The sequence below is a fragment of the Pseudomonas sp. VMV1 genome (assembly GCF_056790235.1).
In genome coordinates, this window is the sequence record NZ_JBXGSE010000002.1 from 620,903 (window position 1) to 640,157 (window position 19,255).

At 65.4% G+C, this 19,255-nt stretch carries 16 protein-coding genes and 1 tRNA gene; 10 read left to right on the top strand and 7 right to left on the bottom strand.

The features are described 5' to 3' along the window. Positions 1-55 precede the first annotated feature (55 nt). From ACUCV0_RS08460 to ACUCV0_RS08475, 4 genes are all read right to left on the bottom strand, one after another. Positions 56-1,330: an AcvB/VirJ family lysyl-phosphatidylglycerol hydrolase gene (locus tag ACUCV0_RS08460; RefSeq protein WP_313647541.1), complete on the bottom strand. Its 1,275-nt coding sequence runs from the start codon at positions 1,328-1,330 to the stop codon at positions 56-58. A 7-nt stretch (positions 1,331-1,337) separates the two neighbouring features. Further along, entirely contained in the window at positions 1,338-3,995 is a 2,658-nt protein-coding gene (gene mprF / locus ACUCV0_RS08465) for a bifunctional lysylphosphatidylglycerol flippase/synthetase MprF (RefSeq protein WP_059315401.1), read from the bottom strand. A gap of 191 nt (positions 3,996-4,186) precedes the next feature. Beyond that, positions 4,187-4,263 (bottom strand) — tRNA-Met (locus ACUCV0_RS08470). Between the two features lie 91 nt (positions 4,264-4,354). Continuing rightward, complete coding sequence (locus tag ACUCV0_RS08475; protein WP_167348565.1) at positions 4,355-4,501, bottom strand: hypothetical protein; 147 nt, start codon at positions 4,499-4,501, stop codon at positions 4,355-4,357. Positions 4,502-4,669: 168 nt separating this feature from the next. Between ACUCV0_RS08475 and ACUCV0_RS08480 the strand changes: the two genes are divergently transcribed. The 3 genes from ACUCV0_RS08480 (at position 4,670) to dinB (ending at position 6,444) form a co-directional block, all read left to right on the top strand. Further along, positions 4,670-4,987: a hypothetical protein gene (locus ACUCV0_RS08480; protein ID WP_059315400.1), complete on the top strand. Its 318-nt coding sequence runs from the start codon at positions 4,670-4,672 to the stop codon at positions 4,985-4,987. Between the two features lie 32 nt (positions 4,988-5,019). After that, positions 5,020-5,253, top strand: coding sequence for a hypothetical protein (locus ACUCV0_RS08485; protein ID WP_059315399.1), 234 nt, complete (start codon positions 5,020-5,022; stop codon positions 5,251-5,253). Positions 5,254-5,346: 93 nt separating this feature from the next. Beyond that, positions 5,347-6,444, top strand: coding sequence for a DNA polymerase IV (gene dinB, locus ACUCV0_RS08490; protein ID WP_482212490.1), 1,098 nt, complete (start codon positions 5,347-5,349; stop codon positions 6,442-6,444). A gap of 6 nt (positions 6,445-6,450) precedes the next feature. On the opposite strand, the gene ACUCV0_RS08495 is transcribed toward dinB, so the two are convergent. Then, positions 6,451-9,219 (bottom strand): response regulator, encoded by a 2,769-nt coding sequence (locus ACUCV0_RS08495; protein ID WP_482212491.1) that lies wholly within the window; start codon positions 9,217-9,219, stop codon positions 6,451-6,453. A gap of 212 nt (positions 9,220-9,431) precedes the next feature. Between ACUCV0_RS08495 and ACUCV0_RS08500 the strand changes: the two genes are divergently transcribed. The 5 genes from ACUCV0_RS08500 (at position 9,432) to mazG (ending at position 15,872) form a co-directional block, all read left to right on the top strand. Next, entirely contained in the window at positions 9,432-10,322 is an 891-nt protein-coding gene (locus ACUCV0_RS08500) for an alpha/beta hydrolase (protein ID WP_313647544.1), read from the top strand. A gap of 81 nt (positions 10,323-10,403) precedes the next feature. Continuing rightward, positions 10,404-11,303 carry a cysteine synthase CysM gene (cysM, locus tag ACUCV0_RS08505; RefSeq protein WP_059315395.1) on the top strand — a complete coding sequence of 300 codons (900 nt, stop codon included), beginning with the start codon at positions 10,404-10,406 and terminating at the stop codon, positions 11,301-11,303. After that, positions 11,290-12,654 (top strand): 23S rRNA (uracil(1939)-C(5))-methyltransferase RlmD, encoded by a 1,365-nt coding sequence (gene rlmD, locus ACUCV0_RS08510; protein WP_482212492.1) that lies wholly within the window; start codon positions 11,290-11,292, stop codon positions 12,652-12,654. Before cysM ends, rlmD begins: the two co-directional genes overlap by 14 nt. A 63-nt stretch (positions 12,655-12,717) precedes the next feature. Continuing rightward, positions 12,718-14,958, top strand: coding sequence for a GTP diphosphokinase (relA, locus tag ACUCV0_RS08515; RefSeq protein WP_434774509.1), 2,241 nt, complete (start codon positions 12,718-12,720; stop codon positions 14,956-14,958). Between the two features lie 68 nt (positions 14,959-15,026). Continuing rightward, positions 15,027-15,872 carry a nucleoside triphosphate pyrophosphohydrolase gene (mazG, locus tag ACUCV0_RS08520; protein WP_482212493.1) on the top strand — a complete coding sequence of 282 codons (846 nt, stop codon included), beginning with the start codon at positions 15,027-15,029 and terminating at the stop codon, positions 15,870-15,872. Positions 15,873-15,986: 114 nt separating this feature from the next. Here the strand turns inward: mazG and ACUCV0_RS08525 are convergent, their stop codons facing one another. Then, positions 15,987-16,301: an EscU/YscU/HrcU family type III secretion system export apparatus switch protein gene (locus ACUCV0_RS08525; RefSeq protein WP_059315391.1), complete on the bottom strand. Its 315-nt coding sequence runs from the start codon at positions 16,299-16,301 to the stop codon at positions 15,987-15,989. Next, complete coding sequence (fliK, locus tag ACUCV0_RS08530) at positions 16,298-17,872, bottom strand: flagellar hook-length control protein FliK (RefSeq protein WP_313647546.1); 1,575 nt, start codon at positions 17,870-17,872, stop codon at positions 16,298-16,300. The genes ACUCV0_RS08525 and fliK overlap by 4 nt, the downstream gene beginning before the upstream one ends. A 107-nt stretch (positions 17,873-17,979) precedes the next feature. On the opposite strand from fliK, the gene ccmA reads away from it, so the two are divergent. Next, entirely contained in the window at positions 17,980-18,585 is a 606-nt protein-coding gene (gene ccmA, locus ACUCV0_RS08535) for a cytochrome c biogenesis heme-transporting ATPase CcmA (protein ID WP_482212494.1), read from the top strand. Beyond that, positions 18,582-19,253: a heme exporter protein CcmB gene (gene ccmB / locus ACUCV0_RS08540; RefSeq protein ID WP_482212495.1), complete on the top strand. Its 672-nt coding sequence runs from the start codon at positions 18,582-18,584 to the stop codon at positions 19,251-19,253. The genes ccmA and ccmB overlap by 4 nt, the downstream gene beginning before the upstream one ends. Positions 19,254-19,255 lie beyond the last annotated feature (2 nt).

Below are 19,255 nucleotides of genomic sequence, written 5' to 3' on the forward strand. Positions count from 1 at the left end.
CCTGTCTCCAACTCAGGAGACGTAGAGCGGGCTTCACGCCCGCTCTACCCAACAGCTACTGCGGCGTACGGGCCTCGATAGCCTTGACCATGAAGTCAGCCAGCCTGTCGTAGTTCTCGTCGAAGTGGTGACCGCCCGGGCGACCCAGCTTCTCGCCCGGCTGACCGGGTTGCGTGCAGCCACTGTCGTCCTTCTCTTCCTCGCCATAGACGCAAAATTGCTTGGCAGCGGGAATCTTGCTGGTTTCCGGCAGGGTGTCGGCTTCGTCGCCCGGTTTGCCCAGCCAGCCTTCCACGGCGATCTCAAAGTTGCTCTTGCGGCTGAAGGCCAGCAGCAGCAGCGAGGACACCTGGTCCTGATCCGCCTTGGGCAGACGGTTGTAGACCGCCGGCAGGATGTCGGCACCAAAGGAGTAGCCTGCCAGCACGAAGTGCTTGGCGTTCCACTTCTCGCGGTACTCCTGCATCAGGTTGGCCAGGTCGGCAGCCACCTGTTCCGGGCTCTTGTGCTGCCAGAAGTAGCGCAGCGAATCCACGCCGATCACCGGATAACCTGCTTCGTTCATGGCCTGAGCCGAGAGACGATCGATGTCGCGCCAGCCGCCGTCACCGGAGTAGAAGATGGTCACTACGTCGGGGTGGCCGGGCTTGACGTCCGGATCGGCCGGCATCTCGATGGTGGGGATATCGTTGTGCTCGCCCAGCAGCCGGGTCTTGAGCTGCTCGCGCAGTACCACCGGCAGGGCGGTGCCATAGTCGGCGATGGTCAGATCGGCATTGCTCTGCTGGCGCACGAAGATGGCGGAGTCATCAGTGGGATGATCGTTCCAGGCGATATGCCAGTGGCCGTTCGCGGCCTTGGCCGGCAGTGCATCCGGGCAATCCAGGGATTCCACGTTGAAGCCGACGCTCAGGGCCGCAGCCTTGGCGTTGTCCTGGGTGGCCAGCCAGCGCCATGCCCGGGACGCGCCTGGGCCGATACCGCCGACGAAGGTTGGAGCACCGCTCAGTTCCTTGGCCGCAGTGGCGAAATCGTCACCCTGGGCCTGGCAGCTGTTGAGCACTTTGATTTCGTACTGAACGATCTCGGCGCCGGTGTCGGTTGCCAGGCTCAGCAGGTCGGCATCCGCCAGCTGCAGATCGGGCGGGGTCGCCAGCACGACGCGGGCATGCGGCTCACCCTTGGGCGCGGCCATGGTCAGCAGACGGCCGTCCGGCTGCGCCAGGACCTTGACCTGGGGAGCCGATGGCCAGCGATGAAACCACCACCAGCCCAGGCCCGCGGCGATCAGCAGAAGGACGAGCAGTACGACGAGTGCACGTTTCAGCATAGGACTCTCAACGTTTGACCAGGCCGGTATAACCCCCGGCGATTAGGGCGGCGGTGTCTGCGAAGGCTACCAGGGGATCCAGGCCGGCAGGCACGGCCATGTAGCGCGGCTCCCATTCCGGATCGAACTTGTCCTTGAAGCGACGCAGTCCCTGGAAGTTATAGAACTGTTCCCCGCGCCTGAACACCATGGCGCCCAGGCGCTGGGTAATGGGTGCGCCGCGACGGGGGTGTAGTCCTGCCAGTGGCACCATGCCCAGCGAGAAGCGGGCGAAACCGGCGGCCTTGAAATGCAGGATCAGGCCGAGCATGAGGAATTCCATGGTCTGCTTGGGCGCATCGGCGGTGACACGCATCAGATCGATGCTGGCCAGGTCAGGCCGTTCGGTTTCCAGCAGATTGGCAAAGGCCACCGCTCGGTCCTGGAAGCGCACCACGGCGATGCGGAAGTGCTTGAGGTAAGCCTGATCGAAACGGCCCAGAGAGAAGCCTTTCTCCCGCACCTGCTTGCTCTCCAGCCAGACGTCGGAGATGGCCTTGAGTTCGTCGAAGGGCGCTTCGCCGGGTGCATGGAATTCGATGGACAGGCCATCGCGCTGGCCCCGGTTCCAGGTATAGCGCAGGTCCTTCTTGCCTTTGCTGTCGAGATCGAAGGCGTGCAGATCGACCCGCGCCTCCTCACCCAGCTTCAGGGCTGTCAGGCCGATGTCCATGTAGAACGGCAGGTTCTCGGCGCGTACCTGATAGAACACCGGTCGCGCATGGTGCAGATCGCACAGGTCGCGGAATTTCCAGATCAGCTCGGCGCGGGGTTGTGCCCGACCGATGGGGTCGAACAAGGCGATCAGGCTGCGCCCGCGGCGACCGTACATCAGGAAGGCGTCGTCACTCTCGTGGAAGAGCAGGGCCTTGTCCCCGGTCATCACCAGGCCGCCATCCGGCTGACTGGATTTGCGCACGATGCCGAAGGCCCGTTCGAGCTCTGCCGTATCGGGCGCTTCGATGGGTGGCGGCGCGGCGCGCAGCAGCCAGCCCAGGGCAATGATCAGCAGCAGTACCGAACTGCCCAAGGCCGCGCGCAGACCGCGGGGGGCATCGGCGTCCAGCGCGAATTGCCACCACAGGCGCGTATCGTAGGGAACGTCCTGATAGGCGAACAGCAGCAGCCAGACCGAGGCCGCGACCACGCAGATGCTGGCGGTCACGTACAGCGGCGAGAACGGCTGCTCCATCAGCCGGCTACGGCGATAGAAGGATTTGCGAAAGATGGCGAGCAGCGCGGCCGTCAGCGCCAGGATGGAGGCTTCCTCCCAGTCGAAACCTTTCAACAGGGACAGCAGAGAGCCCAGCAACAGCAAAACCAAGGTCACCGCCCAAGCCGCGGACAGGCGCCGGCGCAATCCCTGCGCCAGCAATAGACATACGACGCCAATCAGGCTCGCGCCCAGGTGGGAGGCGTCGATCAACCGCTGGGGCAGCAGGAAATCCATGCCTTCCAGACGGGTGTCTATTTCAGGGGTGACCCCAGAAAAAAGCAGGACTACCCCGGAAAAGAACACCAGGATAGCCAGGATGGGCGCGGCCAGGCCGGACGCCACGCGAACCGCCGGACTGTTCGACAGCAGGCGGCGGCCTTCGCTGAACAGCAGCACCAGGCAGGCGAGCACGAAGGGCAGCAGCACATAGAACAGCCGGTAGACCACCAGGGCGGCAGCCAGCTGGGCAGCGCCCAGCTCGTTGGCGAAGGCTGCCAGCAGTACGGCTTCGAAGACCCCGACGCCGCCCGGGACGTGGCTGAGTACCCCGGCGGCCAGCGCCAGCAGATAAACGAGCAGGAAGGCACCGAAGGGTGGTGCGGTCGGCAGCAGCAGGTAGAGCACCATGGACGCGGCGACGACGTCGAGGATGGTGATCGCCAGCTGCAGGGCGGACAGGCGCAGGGTCGGCAGACGCAGCGCTCTCTTGCCGATGCGGAAGTGCAGGGCATGGGCAGAGGGCTGTTCGGGGGCGCGCCAGCGACGCAATGCCAGGATACCCACCGCATAGCCGACCAGGATCAGCCCGGCCACGGTGATGATCACCGCCTCCGGTACCCGCAGGGCCTGGGTGGAGGCCTGCAGATTGGTCAAGGCGGCGATAGCGGCCAGCGGTGGCAGTGCGGTTCCCAGCGCCAGGCTGGAAAATACCGTCATCTGCGCCACTTCCAGGGCACTGAGGCCCTTGCGCGCATAGAGGCGATAGCGCACCGAACCACCGGACAGCATGGACAGACCCACCGCGTTGCCGATGGCGAAGGCAGTGAAACCACCTAGGGTCCAGGTCCGCGCCGGCAGCTTGACGTCGGCGAAGTGCATGGCCGACCACTCGTAGCCCAACAGGATGGTGAAGCCGGCTGCCGCCGCCAGGAGGGCGCCGATCAGTGACGAGTGCGGGATGTCATGCAGGGCATCGTGCAGGGCTTCGCCATCGATGCTGCTCAGCAGGTGCCAGCACACCACCAGTGCGACGGCGAACAACACCAGCGTGAGACCCAGCTCGATGGGTTGCCGGTAGGCGGTCAGCCGTTCCAGCAGGCGCCAGGGTAGGGCGGGAGGGGGCGAAACGGGATGATCCGCAGGGGATACCGGCTTCGAGGAGACCTCTTTGGCTGGATCAGGTGCAGTCATGCAAACTCCTCTAGACAGGAAACGCGCGTCAGATTACTGCTCGCGCGCGGTTTGCCAAGCCTTGTACAGATAAAAAAGCTCTATACCAACCTTTGTAGCTCTTGTAGCTCCAGAGTTCGCACCGCTGGGATCTGGCCCAGGTCAAATTCAGCGCAAAAAAAAACCACTCAGAAGAGTGGTTTTTTCGAATTTGGTTGCGGGAGCTGGATTTGAACCAACGACCTTCGGGTTATGAGCCCGACGAGCTACCAGACTGCTCCATCCCGCGTCCGATGTGGCTCAGTATAGGGCCAAGAAAAAAAACGTCAAGGAAAAAATTTAATATTCTTCAAAGGCTTATTTAAGGAGGCGAGGGAAGGTCACTTGTCGGTATCGCTTTTCTGCATCTGCACCGAGGCCTTTTCACCGCTGGAGCGATTTTGCTGATCCGACTGGTCACGGTCGAAGCAGCCGCTGAGTGCCAGGGTGATCAACAGGGCGGAAGAAAGCAGTAGGGGACGTTTCATGGGGGATCTCCTGGTTGCACGTCATCAGTCGACCCGTGTGCGTGGCAAAGGGTCCACGAATCCGATGAGAGCGCGCGAGCAAGTGAGACGGTGATAGCAAAACGCCGCATCACCACCAGGGCTGGTGGTGGCCATATGCTATCCTCGAGGTGTCTCGCGGAGAACCCCATGCACCCTTCCCAGGATTCGAGTTGTCTGGATCAGCGCATCATGCGCATGATGGAACAGGATGTAGCGACGCTCGTCGCCCAGCTGTGCAATCTTTCCCTTGCCCTGACCGGCAGCAGTATCAACGGCGCAGGCGAGATGGCACTTCAAGTCGTGCAGAAAGTCGAATTGCTCGTCGACGACATGAAGACGCTTCGTACCGCAGCGCAAGCGCTGCTGGATACCCCGTCTCGCCATGTTCGATCCGGCCAATTAGAAGATCGGATCGTCATCGCCGGCGACGAGAGTGCACCTTTCGACGATGGGCAGCGCGACTGAGCCGTTTGACCAGGAAAGTCCAAGGGGCCGCCATGAATCTCCTGCTGGAAACCTTGCTTCATCATCTTCAGGGTCTGGGACGCATCGAGTTCTTCGAGCGCAGCGACCATTTCGCGCGACTGATGGTCACCACGCCAGATGGGGTAATCGCCGAGCGTCACCTCTATTATGATCAGTTGCATCACGCCCATGACCTCAAGGCCGTGGTCGATGAGCTGCGTGAAGAGGTCGTTCATCGCCAACGCCTGTTGCAGGACGTCGGTTAACGGTCGATTCGTCGTTCGCCATGGACAAATGCGGACGGGCTTGGCTTACTGTACGGATAATCAGCCGCAGTGCCCGGCCCGGCATCTCTCTCCATGGCTCCGGACAACTCCACCGCCCAACTTCCCCCCAAGCGTCAGCGCAAGATCATTCATGTCGATTGCGACTGCTTCTATGCGTCCATCGAGATGCGCGACGATCCGCGTCTGGGCGGCAAGCCCCTGGCGGTAGGCGGTACCCCTGATCGGCGTGGGGTGGTCGCCACCTGCAACTATGAGGCCCGCGCCTTCGGTGTGCGCTCCGCCATGTCGTCCCATCAGGCGCAGAAACTCTGTCCCGACCTGGTCTTCGTCAAGCCGCGCTTCGATGTCTATAAGGAAGTGTCGCGGCAGATCCATGGGATCTTCCAGGACTACACCGAGCTGATCGAGCCGCTGTCCCTCGACGAGGCTTACCTGGATGTCACCCAGTGCGACCTGTTCAACGGCAGCGCCACCCTGATCGCGCGCGACATCCGCCGTCGGGTGTGGCATGAGCTGAACATCACGGTGTCAGCGGGGGTGGCGCCCAACAAGTTTCTTGCCAAGATCGCCAGCGACTGGAAAAAGCCCAACGGCCTGTTCGTCATCGCGCCGCACGAGGTGGATGATTTCGTCGCCACATTGCCGGTGGCCAAGCTGCACGGCGTCGGCAAGGTCACCGCGGACAAGCTCAAGCGGCGCGGCATCGTCCTGTGCAGCGATCTGCAGACCTGGTCGCGCTTCGATCTGTTGCGAGAATTCGGCAGCTTCGGCGAGCGACTCTGGTCGTTGGCCCATGGTATCGACGAGCGCCAGGTCAAGGTGGACAGTCAGCGGCGATCGGCCAGCGTGGAGCGCACCTATGACCAGGACCTGCCTGACGCCGCTGCCTGTGTGAAGGAGTTGCCGGAATTGCTGGCCAAGCTCGAAGAGCGGTTGGTGCGGCTGGCCGATCGCTATCGCCCGGAACGGCCCTTCATCAAGGTCAAGTTCCACGACTTCACCCAGACCACCCTGGAGCAGCAGGGCGCCGGTCGGGATCTCGACAGCTATCGGCGCCTGCTGGAGCAGGCCTATCGCCGTGGCAATCGGCCGGTCCGGTTGCTGGGCGTCGGCGTGCGCCTGCTGGATCTGCGCGAAGCCGCGCTGCAGCTCAGGCTGTTCGAGGACTAGCGCCCGCTAGAGCGGGCTCTTGGCCTGGGCGGAGAGGTTGACGATGGCGGCGTCCAGCTCTTCCAGCGCCGGGCTGGAGGTCGGAGCACCCTGCTTGAGCAGGGTTTCGCTGTGCTGGCAGGCGGCCCGCAGCTGGGGTACGCCGCAATAGCGGGTAGCGCCATGCAGACGGTGGACGCGTTCGATGAGCGCAATGCGATCACCGTCCTCGCGGGCCTGGCGGATGGCCTGGCGATCCGCCGCCAGGGAGGCGAGCAGCATGCTCAGCAGGTCCTTGGCCAGGTCGGGCTTGTTGGCGGCGAGGCGCAGGCCTTCGTCCGCGTCCATCACCGGTAGGGTGGAAATGTCCTGGCCGCCGCTGTTGAGGCTGGTGACCTCGGGTGCCGAGCTGTGCAGCAGGCGCAAGCCCGTCCACTTGAGAATGACCTGGGCCAGTTGCCGATCGCTGATGGGCTTGGTCAGGTAGTCGTCCATGCCGCTCTGCAGCAGGGCGCGTTTCTCGTTGGCCATGGCGTGGGCGGTGAGCGCGACGATAGGCACCGGGGTGCCGCCCTCGCTGGCTTCCCAGTCGCGAATGGCCTCGGTGGCCTGGCGACCGTCCATGCCGGGCATCTGCACATCCATGAATACCAGGTCGAAGCGCTCCTGCTGAACCGCCTCCACCGCGGCATAGCCACTGTCCACCGCGGTGACCTGGGCACCAAGATCGGTCAGCAGGGTTTCTACCAGCAGCAGGTTGGCTGGATTGTCATCCACGCAGAGCAGGCGGGGCGGACGGTCGGTGATGCCCATCCCGCCGCTTTCGTTGCGCTGTGGGCGCTGGTTGAGCAGTTCGGCCACGGCCTGTTCGAGCTTGCGGCTGCAGGCCGGCTTGGCGTGCAGCTGGCAGTGGACGTCCGGCAGGGAGGCGTGGAACACCGCCTGGTCGGTGGTCGGGCAATAGACCAGGGTGTTGCAGTCCTGGCGACCCAGCTCCCAGATGCGCTCGGTGAGCAGATCCGGGGGAATGGTACGCGCGCTGACGCCAAGCACCGCCAGGCTGATCGGCAGCTTGCCGGACGCCGGATGGGCGACGGCATCACTCAGCTGTTCAAGGGTCTCGAAGGCTTCGACGCTCAGGCCGCACTCCTCGAGCTGGTGCTGCAGCGCCTGGCGGGTGAGGGGGTGCGGTTCCACCAGGCCAACGCGACGGCCGGCCAGGGCGATGCGCTTGTGGTTTTCGACGCTGCCATGGGCCTTGGGTAAGGTAAGGGTGATCCAGAATTCCGAGCCTTCGCCGGGAATGCTTTCCAGGCCGATCTCGCCGCCCATCTGCTCGATCAGGCGCTTGGAGATGACCAGGCCCAGCCCGGTGCCGCCCGCCTGGCGGGTCAGGGAGTTGTCGGCCTGGGAAAAGGCCTGGAACAGCATCTGCCGGTCTTCGTCGGTCAGCCCGACCCCGGTGTCCTGCACGCTGATGCGCAGCTGGGCATGGTCGTCGGTTTCTTCCTCGACCATGGCCCGTACGGCGATGGTGCCGGAGTGGGTGAACTTGATGGCGTTGCTCACCAGGTTGGTGAGCACCTGGCGCAGGCGCTGGGGATCGCCGACCAGGTGGGTCGGGGTGTCGCGATACACCAGGCAGACCAGTTCGAGGTGCTTTTCGTGGGCCGAGGGCGCGAGGATGGTCAGGGTGTCCTGGATCATGTCGCGCAGATTGAACGGCAGGTTTTCCAGCACGAGCTTGCCGGCCTCGATCTTCGAGAAGTCGAGGATCTCGTTGATGATGCCCAGCAGGCTTTCCGCGGAGTTCTGGATGGTGCTCAGGTAGTCCTGCTGGCGGGGAGTCAGCTCGCTTTTCTGCATCAGGTTGGTGAAGCCGATGATGCCGTTGAGCGGGGTGCGGATCTCATGGCTCATGTTGGCCAGGAATTCCGACTTGATGCGGCTGGCCTCCAGGGCGGCCTTGCGTGCCAGGTCCAGTTCGATGTTCTGGATTTCGATGGTTTCCAGATTCTGGCGTACGTCTTCGGTGGCCTGGTCGATGTTGTTCTGCATCTCGAACTGGGCGTTTTCCATGGCTTCGGCCATGCGATTGATACCGGTCGCCAGTTCGTCGAATTCGGGGCTGCCGAGCTGGGTGGGCAGGCGCGTTTCCAGGCGGCCTTCCTGCAGCTGGCTGACACCCTGGGCGATCACCTGCAGGGGACGATTGATCCGCCGGCCCATGCGCACCGCGATGAAGGCGGTGAAGGCCAGGCCCAGCAGGATCAGCAGCAGGCCGGCCACCAGGTTGCGATAACCGCGCAGCAGGGTGGCGTGGTGGGAGAGTTCGAGCTGGATCCAGCCCAGGGTCTGGGGCGAGGCCGGACTGCCGTCGCTGCGGGTCAGGCGCAGATCGTGGGTCTGCACCGGCAGATTGAAGTGGGTGATGTCGAGGCCGGATCTCATGCTGATGGTCTGGAAGTCGCGCCCGGTCAGCTCCACGGTCATGGAGGGGCCGGCATGGGCGAGGACGTTGCCATCGGCATCAAGGAAGCTGATCGCCCGGACGTCGGCCTGATCGAGGGCCCGTTGGGCGATGCGATTGAGCTGATCGTTGTCACCGGTGCGCATGGCCGGCGCGATAAGAGGCGCCATCTGCTGGGCGACCAGCTGGCCGTGCTCGATGAGCTGGCTGCGCATGTCCGACAGCTGGACCCAGCTGAAGTAGACCCCGAGCAGGGCCGCCATGCAGCAGGTCGGGAGGACGCTCAACAGCAGAATGCGTCCCTTGAGTCCCAATTCGTCCAGCACTACGCGTCCCCCGAGGAAATTGGCGAGTCTAACCTCTTTACCAAATGTAAAGAGAGTCTTTGCGAAAGGGGTCGCACCCCCTCGCGACATTGATCCGCGAAAATGCGCGAAGGCTGCCACGGTCCCTGGCCGGGGTGGACAACCATTGGCGCCATCGGCGGTCTGGTAGGGATTGCCGGTCGTTCCGGTACGGTTATGTTCGAGGAGATCCTTTGAAGAAGAGTTGCAGTCTGATGCTGGCGGGCGCCCTGTTGCTGGGGGCCGGCTGGATGGCACCGACCCAGGCCCAGGAAACGAAGCAGGCCACCCTGGTGGAGCGGGGGTCGATGTACTACAGCTTCGAGACGCACCTGCTCGACTCGGCGGACGGCAAGCGGCGCTATCGGGTCTATATCGGCATCCCCAAGCAACCGGCACCCATGATGGGCTATCCCGCGCTGTTCCTGCTCGACGGCGAGACGGCCCTGGCGCAGCTCCAGGATGTCTGGCTGTCGCCGCATAAACTGAAAAGTCCCCCGGTTCTGGTCGCCATTGGCTATGCCGACGCGGCGGATGCCATGCAGGAGCGCACCTACGACTACACCCCGGCGGTCAATGGCGGGCGCAATCGTGACGATGCACGCAAGGAGTGGCCAACCGGCGGCTCGCGGGCCTTTCTCGATCTGATCGAACAGCGCATCAAGCCATTGCTGACCCAGAGCGTGCCGTTCGATCCCAATCGCCAGACCCTCTGGGGGCATGGCTACGGTGGCCTGTTCGTGCTCGATACGCTCTTCAGGCAACCCCAGGCCTTCCAGCGTTATGTCGCGAGCGACGTGGCCTATGGCTGGCAGCAGGGCTACATCCTCAAGCGTGCCCAGGAGTTCCAGGGGGTGGGTGGTGCCCGTCCCGTGCAGCTCTCGCTGTTTTCCGGCACCGAGGACATGACCCGCAAGGTCGCGCCCGAGGCCGCCAAACGACTGGCCGAACGGCTGGCGGGGCTGCCCGGGCTGGAGGTGACGCCCCAGCTGCGGCCCAACTTGGGGCCGGAAGCCATCCTGTCGCTGAGCCTGCCGGCCGCCCTGGAGCTGGCCAGCGACGGTGCCGCTGCACCGCGACCCTAGCCCTGCGTCGGGTGGGTAGGGTCGACGCGGGTTTGGGGGTATCATGGAAGGCTTTCACCCCCTGGCGGAACGAGCTGATTCATGAGTCTGCACTATCCCACCATCGCCGATTGCATCGGTAACACGCCGCTGGTGCGCCTGCAGCGCCTGGCCGGCGACACCCGCAGTACCGTGCTGCTCAAGCTGGAAGGCAACAACCCGGCCGGCTCGGTCAAGGATCGCCCGGCGCTGTCGATGATCCGGCAGGCCGAGTCCCGCGGCGATATCCAGCCGGGGGATACCCTCATCGAGGCGACCTCCGGCAACACCGGGATCGCCCTGGCCATGGCCGCCGCCATCATGGGCTATCGCATGATCCTGATCATGCCCGACAACTCCAGTGCCGAACGCAAGGCGGCCATGACCGCCTATGGCGCCGAGCTGATCCTGGTCAGCAAGGAAGACGGCATGGAAGGCGCGCGGGATCTGGCTACCCGCATGCAGGCCGAAGGCCGCGGCAAGGTGCTCGACCAGTTCGGTAATGGCGACAACCCCGTTGCCCACTACCTGGGTACCGGTCCGGAGATCTGGCGCCAGACCCATGGCAGCATCACCCACTTCGTCAGCTCCATGGGCACCACCGGGACCATCATGGGCACCTCGCGCTACCTCAAGGAGCAGAATCCCAAGGTGCAGATCGTCGGGCTGCAGCCGGAAGAGGGTGCGGCCATTCCCGGCATCCGCCGCTGGCCGGAGGCCTATCTGCCCAAGATCTACGAATCCAGCCGCGTGGATCGCATCATCGACATGGGCCAGCAGGAAGCCGAAGACACCATGCGCCGACTGGCGCGGGAAGAAGGCATCTTCTGCGGCGTGTCTTCCGGCGGTTCGGTGGCGGGCGCCCTGCGTATCGCCCGGGAAGTGGACAATGCGGTGATCGTCGCGATCATCTGTGACCGAGGCGATCGCTACCTGTCGACCGGCGTCTATGACCCGCGCTAAGCGAGGCGGTGGCGGCCTGCGTTTCCAGCCGGCCGGCGGAGCGCGTTCGGTCGCGGTACCCACCGGCAAGCGCCAGGTGCTGGGCATCGATCGTCTGTCCAATGACGGCCGTGGCATCGGTCACGAAGGCGGGCGGACCTGGTTCGTCGCCGGTGCCCTGCCGGGCGAGCGCGTCGAGGCACGGGTGCTCGGTGCCCGCAGCCAGGTGGTCGAGGCCCGTACCCTGAAGGTGCTGGACGCCAGCCCGTTGCGGCGCACCCCGCCCTGTACCGTGGCCGACCGTTGTGGCGGTTGCACTTTGCAGCACCTGCCCCATGCCGATCAGCTGACCCTCAAGCAGCAGGCGCTGGCAGAGCAGTTCCAGCGCCTGGCGGGGGTCCAGCCGCTGGTCTGGGCTGCGCCTTTGGTGGGCCCCGAATTCGGCTATCGCCGGCGCGCCCGGGTCGCGGTGCGCTGGGATGAGCGGCAGAATCGGCTGGAAGTGGGGTTTCGCGCCGAAGCCAGTCAGGACATCGTCACGCCCGACGACTGCCTGGTGCTGGTACCCGAGCTGCAGGTTCTCTTACGGGCGCTGCCGGGCGTGCTGGGGAGCCTGGAACGGCCCCAGGCCATCGGCCATGTCGAGCTTTTCCAGGGCACGGCGACGGCGCTGCTGGTGCGCCATACCCAGGCGCTGCTGCCGGGCGATCAGGTTCGTCTGCGCGAGTTCTGCGCCGCTGCGCAGGTACAGCTCTGGTGGCAGGGCAAGGGTGAGCCCGAGCCGGATCAGGTCGATGCCGTTCTGGCTTACCAGCTGGCGCCGTGGGCGTTGACCCTTGCCTATCGGCCAGGGGATTTTGTCCAGGTCAATGCGCCCATCAACGAGGCCATGGTGGCCCAGGCCCTGGACTGGCTGGCGCCAACGGCTGACGATCGGGTGCTCGACCTGTTCTCCGGCCTGGGCAACTTCGCCTTGCCGCTGGCTCGGCAGGCGGCTGCGGTCACCGGCATCGAAGGTGTCGCGGCGATGACATCCCGGGCAATACAAAATGCGCGTGACAACGGCATCGGCAACGCGCACTTTCTACAGGTGGACCTGTCGAACCCGCTACCCGCCGATCTGGGTACCCATTCGCTGGCCCTGCTCGATCCACCGCGCGACGGTGCGCTGGAGGTGGTCCGGCAGCTCAGGGGCCTGGGCATAGGGCGGCTGGTCTATGTGTCCTGCAATCCGTCCACCCTGGCACGGGATGCGGGAGAGCTGGTGCGACAGGGCTATCGCATGACACGAGCGGGCATTCTCGACATGTTTCCGCAGACCGCCCATGTGGAAGCCATGGTGTTGTTCGAAGCGGGCGGGATGCCCGGGTAACGACGGCTCGCCAACCGATGCGAGCCAATCCGGCGAGAACGCTGCGCCGTGAGGAAGGGGTAGATGGTACAGGTCAGAGCGCATCAGCCAGTCAATGTCGATGGCAGCATCAACCTTCACGCCTGGCTGGATCATATCCAGAGCGTGGATCCAAATCTCGATCGCGAGGCCTTGCTGGATGCCTGCGGCTTCGCCCGCACGGCGGAAGAGAACTCCGGGCAGGTCGAGCATACCTGGGCGGAGGGCACGTCCAGTTTCCGTACCGGCCTGGAGATGGCCGAGATCCTCGCCGACCTCAAGCTGGATCAGGACAGCCTGATCGCCGCCGTCGTCTATCGGGCGGTGCGCGAGGGCAAGGCGACCCTGGAGGCCGCGGCCGAGCATTTCGGGCCGGTGGTGGCCAAGCTGATCGAAGGCGTGCTGCGCATGGCGGCGATCAGCGAGAGTCTCAATCCGCGCAAGTCCATGGTGCTGGGTAGCCAAACCCAGGTCGACAACCTGCGGCGCATGCTGGTGGCCATGGTCGACGACGTTCGCGTCGCCCTGATCAAGCTGGCCGAACGCACCTGCGCCATCCGCGCGGTCAAGAATGCCACTGAAGAACGCCGCAACCGGGTGGCCCGTGAGGTCGCCGACATCTATGCGCCGCTGGCCCATCGCCTGGGCATCGGTCATATCAAGTGGGAGCTGGAGGACCTGTCCTTCCGCTACCTGGAGCCGCAGCAGTACAAGCAGATCGCCACCTTGCTGCACGAGCGGCGGCTGGATCGTGAACAGTACATCGCCGACGTCATGCGGCAGTTGCGCGACGAACTCACTGCCACCGGGATCAAATCCGACCTCAGTGGCCGGGCCAAGCACATCTATTCCATCTGGCGGAAGATGCAGCGCAAGGGCCTGGAGTTCAGCCAGATCTATGACGTGCGCGCGGTGCGCGTGCTGGTACCCGAGGTGCGTGACTGTTATACCGCGCTGGGCATCGTGCACACCCTCTGGCGGCACATTCCCCGCGAATTCGACGACTATATCGCCAATCCCAAGGAGAACGGCTACCGTTCCCTGCACACGGCGGTGATCGGCCCGGAAGGCAAGGTGCTGGAGGTGCAGATCCGCACCCACGCCATGCACGAGGAGGCCGAGTTGGGGGTTTGCGCGCATTGGCGCTACAAGGGCACCGACGTCAAATCGGCCTCCAATCACTACGAAGAGAAAATCTCCTGGCTGCGCCAGGTGCTGGAGTGGCACGAGGAGCTGGGCGACATCGGCGGTCTGGCCGATCAGTTGCGCGTCGACATCGAGCCGGACCGGGTCTATGTCTTCACGCCCGACGGCCACGCCATCGATCTGCCCAAGGGCGCGACCCCGCTGGACTTCGCCTATCGGGTACACACCGAGATCGGTCACAACTGCCGCGGCGCCAAGATCAATGGCCGCATTGTGCCGCTGAACTACCAGCTGCAGACCGGTGAGCAGGTGGAGATCATCACCGGCAAGCAGGGCTCGCCCAGTCGTGACTGGCTCAACCCCAACCTCGGCTACGTCAACACCTCGCGAGCGCGGGCCAAGATCGTCCACTGGTTCAAGTTCCAGGCGCGGGATCAGAACGTCGCCGCCGGCAAGGCCATGGTGGAGCGCGAGCTGTCGCGCTTGGCACTGCCGCCGGTGGACTTCAACACCCTCGCCGAAAAGGTCAACTACAAGGGCGCCGAGGACATGCTCGCGGCCCTGGGTGCCGGCGATCTGCGCCTGGCCCACGTGATGCACGCGGCCCAGCAGCTGGTGGAGCCGGACAAGGGCGTCGATACCCTCGATCTGCTTCCGCGCAAACCCACCAACAAGCCGGGCAAGCGCGGTGACGTGCAGATCCAGGGCGTCGGCAACCTGCTCACCCAGATCGCCGGGTGCTGCCAGCCGGTACCGGGCGATGCCATCGTCGGCTACATCACCCTGGGGCGCGGCGTGACCATCCACCGGCAGGACTGCGCCAACGCCCTGCAGCTGGCCAGTCGCGAACCGGAGCGGACCATTCAGGTGAGCTGGGGACCGGTGCCGGTGCAGACCTATCCGGTCGACATCCTCATCAAGGCCTTCGACCGCTCCGGCCTCTTGCGTGACGTTTCGCAGATCCTGCTCAACGAGCGGATCAACGTGCTGGCGGTGAACACCCGCTCCAATCGCGAGGAGAACACCGCCAACATGCTGCTGACCATCGAGATCCCTGGTCTGGACGCCCTGGGGCGCTTGCTGGGGCGCATCTCGCAGCTGCCCAACATCATCGAAGCCCGTCGTAATCGCGCCGCCTGAGCGATGTGGTGACGACCCCACGAGGCGCCTCTGGCGCCTCGTTCTTTTTCCAGTGACAGGATTTACCCATGTACCAGCTCGACGACTTGCTGCACCTCATGGCCCGGCTGCGCGATCCCCAGCACGGCTGCCCCTGGGATCTGCGGCAGGACTACGCCAGCATCGTGCCGCATACCCTGGAAGAGGCCTATGAGGTCGCCGATGCCATTGCCAAGCAGGACTTCCCCCAGGTGCGCGACGAGCTGGGCGACTTGCTGTTCCAGGTCGTCTACTACAGCCAGCTGGGCCGCGAGGATGGCCATTTCGACTTTGCCCAGGTGGTGGACGGCATTACCCGCAAGCTGGTGCGCCGTCATCCCCATGTCTTTCCCGACGGCGACCTGCACGGCCCCCTGGACCTGCCGCGCCTCGACGAGGCCACCATCAAGCGGCGCTGGGAGGAGATCAAGGCCGAGGAGCGCGCGGAAAAGGCCATGGCGCCCGAGCAGCTGTCGCTGCTGGACGACGTGCCAGCCGCGTTGCCGGCCCTGAGCCGCGCGGCCAAGCTGCAGAAGCGCGCCGCCAACGTGGGCTTCGACTGGGCCGATGCGACCCCGGTGGTGACCAAGATCCAGGAAGAGCTGGATGAGGTGCGCGACGCCATGGCCAACGGCCAGGCCGCTCAGGTGGCGGAGGAGGTGGGCGATCTGCTGTTCGTGATGGTCAACCTGGCGCGCCACCTGCACGTCGATGCCGAAGACGCCCTGCGCCAGGCCAATGCCAAGTTCGAACGACGCTTTCGCTATATAGAAGAGGCGCTGAAAGCCCAGGGACGCACGCCGCAGGAAGCCAGCCTGGAGGAGATGGACGCATTCTGGGACGCCGCCAAGGTGGAAGAGAAGGGCGTCGTCGGGCATTCGTTGCAGGGCCGCTGAAACCGGGCGTAGGTTGGTGCTGAGCATAGCGAAGCCCAACGCTGCCGAGATCTGGACGGGTTTCGACGTGTCGTCCAAGCCCGGCTGTTGGGCTTCGCTGCGCTCAACCGCAACCTACGGCATCCGCTCCCAGCCGTACGACAGGTCCGGTTGGTCGGCCAGGTGCGCTGGGCACTTGCCCTTGAGGTGCCAGGCGAAGGCGATGATTTCCGCCAGGGTGCGATAGAGCGCCTCGGGAATTTCCGAGCCCAATTCCAGGCGTGCCAGGATGCGCACCAGGTCGGCGTTCTCGTAGATGGGCACCTCGTGCTCGCGGGCCGTGGCCAGGATGAGCTCGGCCAGTTCGGCATCACCCTTGGCGGAGAGGATCGGAGCGCTGCTGCCGTCATAGGACAGGGCGATGGCCTGGCGGGGGGAGGGCGTGCTCATGCGGTGTCGTCGATCCAGCGTTGTTCGAGGGAGGTGCGCGGATTGCGTGCGGGGCGGCCCTGGCGGCTGCTGAGGTCGCCGACCACGAAGCCGGCGGCCAGCAGACGGTCGCGCAGGTGGGGCAATTCGGTATCGATCAGGGTCGCGGTGGCACCTTTTTCCGCCCAGAATTCGCTCGATAGCCGGCCGCTGGCGAGTTGGGCCCTGACCTGCAGCGGGCCGAGCGGCGCCAGGTCGAAGGCCAGCTCCACCTTCCACAGGCTGTCGCGGGCCTCGCCGCGGCTATCTGGCGGAGGGCGTTCTTCCTGGAAGCGGACCTGCACCGCGCCAAGGCGCTCGCCGTCGCGCCAGGGGATCTCGGTCTGCCAGGTGGACAGGTAGTAGCCATCCGGCAGTACCTGGGTCTGGGCCAGGCTGGCCAACTGATGGGTCTGCAGCCGGGCGATGACACCCGTGGCCAGTTGCAGCAATTCGTCGAGTTCGGCATTGGCGGCGCTGAGGCCACGGCCATCGCGCTCGCCCAGCGGAAAGTCCAGGGCGGTGGGTTGGCGATTGGCGGTGGCGGCGTCGCCCAGGGCCCGACGCAGGGCATCGGGCAGATTCTGCTGGGCGGTCTGAACCGCGACCTGGGGATTGCGCAGCGCATCGCCCGGTACGCTGGCCAGCAGGCGATCCACCAGGCGCAAGAGATTGGCCTTGAAATCTTCCTGGAGGTCGGGACCGCTGCGATCCAGCAACTGCTGCTCCAGTTGCAGTCCGCTGCGGGCCAGGGCGCGGGTCCAGCCCTGGGCCGTGGTGAGGGCCTCGGTGTGTTCCAGGTTGGCCAGCAGCGACTTGAGGGCCGCGCCGACCGAGGGCGGCAGGTCTGCCTCGGGGACGTCCTCCAGCCATTGCAGCAGGGCGTTCATCGACAGCTGCCGCTGTCCCTGGCCCTGCAGTTGCCGATCGATGTCGAGCTGGTCGAGGCGCTGCGCCATGGGCAGCACCGTGACCTCCTGGCTGTCCTTGATCACCACGGTCAACAGGCTGCCCACCGGCACCGGACGAGCTGATTCCAGCTTGAGCTGGCGGCCTTCGAGGTTGGAGCTCAGCGCCTTGGCGATCACCTCGTAGGTAGGCGCCGTTCCCGGGGACTGTTGCAGCAGGTTGCTCAGCACCCGTAGTTGCAGCGTGGTGCCTACCGGCAACTGGCGCAGATCCAGTTGCTGCAAGGGCGGCGGCGGCGCGTCGCCCTCCAGGCTTTGCAGCAGCACCGCCAGCTGGGTGGATCCCAGGGTACTCACCAGCAGCTGGCTGCCCACCGGCAAATTGTTGGTCGGGCTCTGGGTGGTGAGCAGGACGCTGCCACCTTGGGCGAGCTGCAGTTGCAGCAGGAACTGGAAATTCTGGCCGGCCGGCCGCGTGGCGAGCACCTCGGCAGTGGCCGTGCTGCCGGGCGGAATCAGGTCGTCGAGGGACTGCAGCGCCTGCAGGATCTGCGCGCCGGCATCCGACGCCTGCGCCGCCGCGGCCCGGACGGGCAGGGCGGGCGTGACGCCGACGCTGGGTGGGATCGCAGAGATGGAGTTCATCGGGCAGGTCCGGAAGAGTCGCCTGTGTATAATGGCGCGCCTTCAAAGGCGTGTGCCGGGTTAACGGCCATTGCCCGACCGACTTTAGTGCCGTGAGATCTCCTGTCTTGAACCAGCCCCTGCTCGACGCCGTCGCGCTCCGTTGCGAACGGGGCGGCCGCCTGCTGTTCGACAATCTGAGCCTGAGCGTGCAGGCGGGTGAGCTGCTGCAGATCGGGGGCGTCAATGGCAGCGGCAAGACCAGCCTGCTGCGTATCCTGGCGGGGCTGCTGCCGGCCGATGGCGGTGACGTGCGCCGGCCACCGGCGGCCGAGCTGCTCTGGCTGGGGCATGCGCCCGGCGTCAGCGAAGCCCTGACAGCGGTGGAAAATCTCCAGGTCCTGGCGAATCTGTGGCGACCGGCTACGACCGAGGTCTGCGTCGCCGCCTTGGCGGCGGTCGGTCTGGTCGAGTGGGCGGACGAACCCTGCGCACAGCTGTCCGCCGGCCAGCGACGCCGCGTCGCCCTGGCACGTCTGTATCTGCCCCATCCTCCGCGGCTTTGGCTGCTGGACGAACCCTTCACGGCCCTGGATGCCGGCACCTGCCGGCATCTGGAGGAGCGCTTGCACGAGCATTGCGCCGCCGGCGGCGCCGTGGCGCTGACCAGCCATCGTGAGCTGGATGACCTGCCTGCCGGTCATCGTCGTCTGCAACTGGACGGTGACCGGTGAGCGGCGCCTGCCGGGCCATCTTGCGCCGCGAATGGCGTCTGGCCTGTCGCCGCCCGGCGCTGTGGCTTACGCCGCTGGCGTTCCACGCCCTAGTGGTGATCCTGTTTCCCCTGGCCCTGGGCCCGGACAGCCGGCAACTCGCCGTGTTGGCACCCGGGCTCTTGTGGATCGCGCTGCTGCTGGCCCTGCTGCTGGGCGAGGAGGCCCTGTTTCGCAGCGAGTGGCAGGACGGTTCCCTCGAGCATTGGCTACTGGCGCCCCAGCCCCTGGCGCTGCTGGTGCTGCTCAAGCTGCTGGTGCACTGGTGCTTCGCCGGCCTGGCGCTGGTGGCCCTGACTCCGCTGCTGGCGCTGATGCTGGGGCTGCCGGCCGCGGCCCTGCCAGCGACCCTGGCGGCCTTGACCCTCGGCAGCCTGGCGCTGACCCTGATCGGTGCCATCGGCGCGGCGCTCACCGTGGGCCTGGCGCGCGGTGGCCTGCTGCTGGCGCTGCTCAACCTGCCGTTGCAGATCCCGGTGCTCATTCTTGGCGCCAGCACCCTGGATGCTGCCCGGTTGGGCCTGCCGGTGACGGGGCTACTGCTCTGGCTGGGTTGCCTGACCCTGCTGGCCCTGACCCTGGCACCCCTGGCGGTGGCCGCCAGCCTGCGCATCGGCGCCGCCCAATGACG

What these genes read in the sequence shown, in the direction of transcription:
- dinB (WP_482212490.1), top strand. Translation starts at nt 5,347, where the DNA reads ATGGCTCCGGACAACTCCACCGCCCAACTTCCCCCCAAGCGTCAGCGC.
- mazG (WP_482212493.1), top strand. Translation starts at nt 15,027, where the DNA reads ATGTACCAGCTCGACGACTTGCTGCACCTCATGGCCCGGCTGCGCGAT.
- ACUCV0_RS08525 (WP_059315391.1), bottom strand. Translation starts at nt 16,301, where the DNA reads ATGAGCACGCCCTCCCCCCGCCAGGCCATCGCCCTGTCCTATGACGGC.
- relA (WP_434774509.1), top strand. Translation starts at nt 12,718, where the DNA reads ATGGTACAGGTCAGAGCGCATCAGCCAGTCAATGTCGATGGCAGCATC.
- rlmD (WP_482212492.1), top strand. Translation starts at nt 11,290, where the DNA reads ATGACCCGCGCTAAGCGAGGCGGTGGCGGCCTGCGTTTCCAGCCGGCC.
- mprF (WP_059315401.1), bottom strand. Translation starts at nt 3,995, where the DNA reads ATGACTGCACCTGATCCAGCCAAAGAGGTCTCCTCGAAGCCGGTATCC.
- ACUCV0_RS08480 (WP_059315400.1), top strand. Translation starts at nt 4,670, where the DNA reads ATGCACCCTTCCCAGGATTCGAGTTGTCTGGATCAGCGCATCATGCGC.
- ACUCV0_RS08460 (WP_313647541.1), bottom strand. Translation starts at nt 1,330, where the DNA reads ATGCTGAAACGTGCACTCGTCGTACTGCTCGTCCTTCTGCTGATCGCC.
- fliK (WP_313647546.1), bottom strand. Translation starts at nt 17,872, where the DNA reads ATGAACTCCATCTCTGCGATCCCACCCAGCGTCGGCGTCACGCCCGCC.
- cysM (WP_059315395.1), top strand. Translation starts at nt 10,404, where the DNA reads ATGAGTCTGCACTATCCCACCATCGCCGATTGCATCGGTAACACGCCG.
- ACUCV0_RS08475 (WP_167348565.1), bottom strand. Translation starts at nt 4,501, where the DNA reads ATGAAACGTCCCCTACTGCTTTCTTCCGCCCTGTTGATCACCCTGGCA.
- ACUCV0_RS08485 (WP_059315399.1), top strand. Translation starts at nt 5,020, where the DNA reads ATGAATCTCCTGCTGGAAACCTTGCTTCATCATCTTCAGGGTCTGGGA.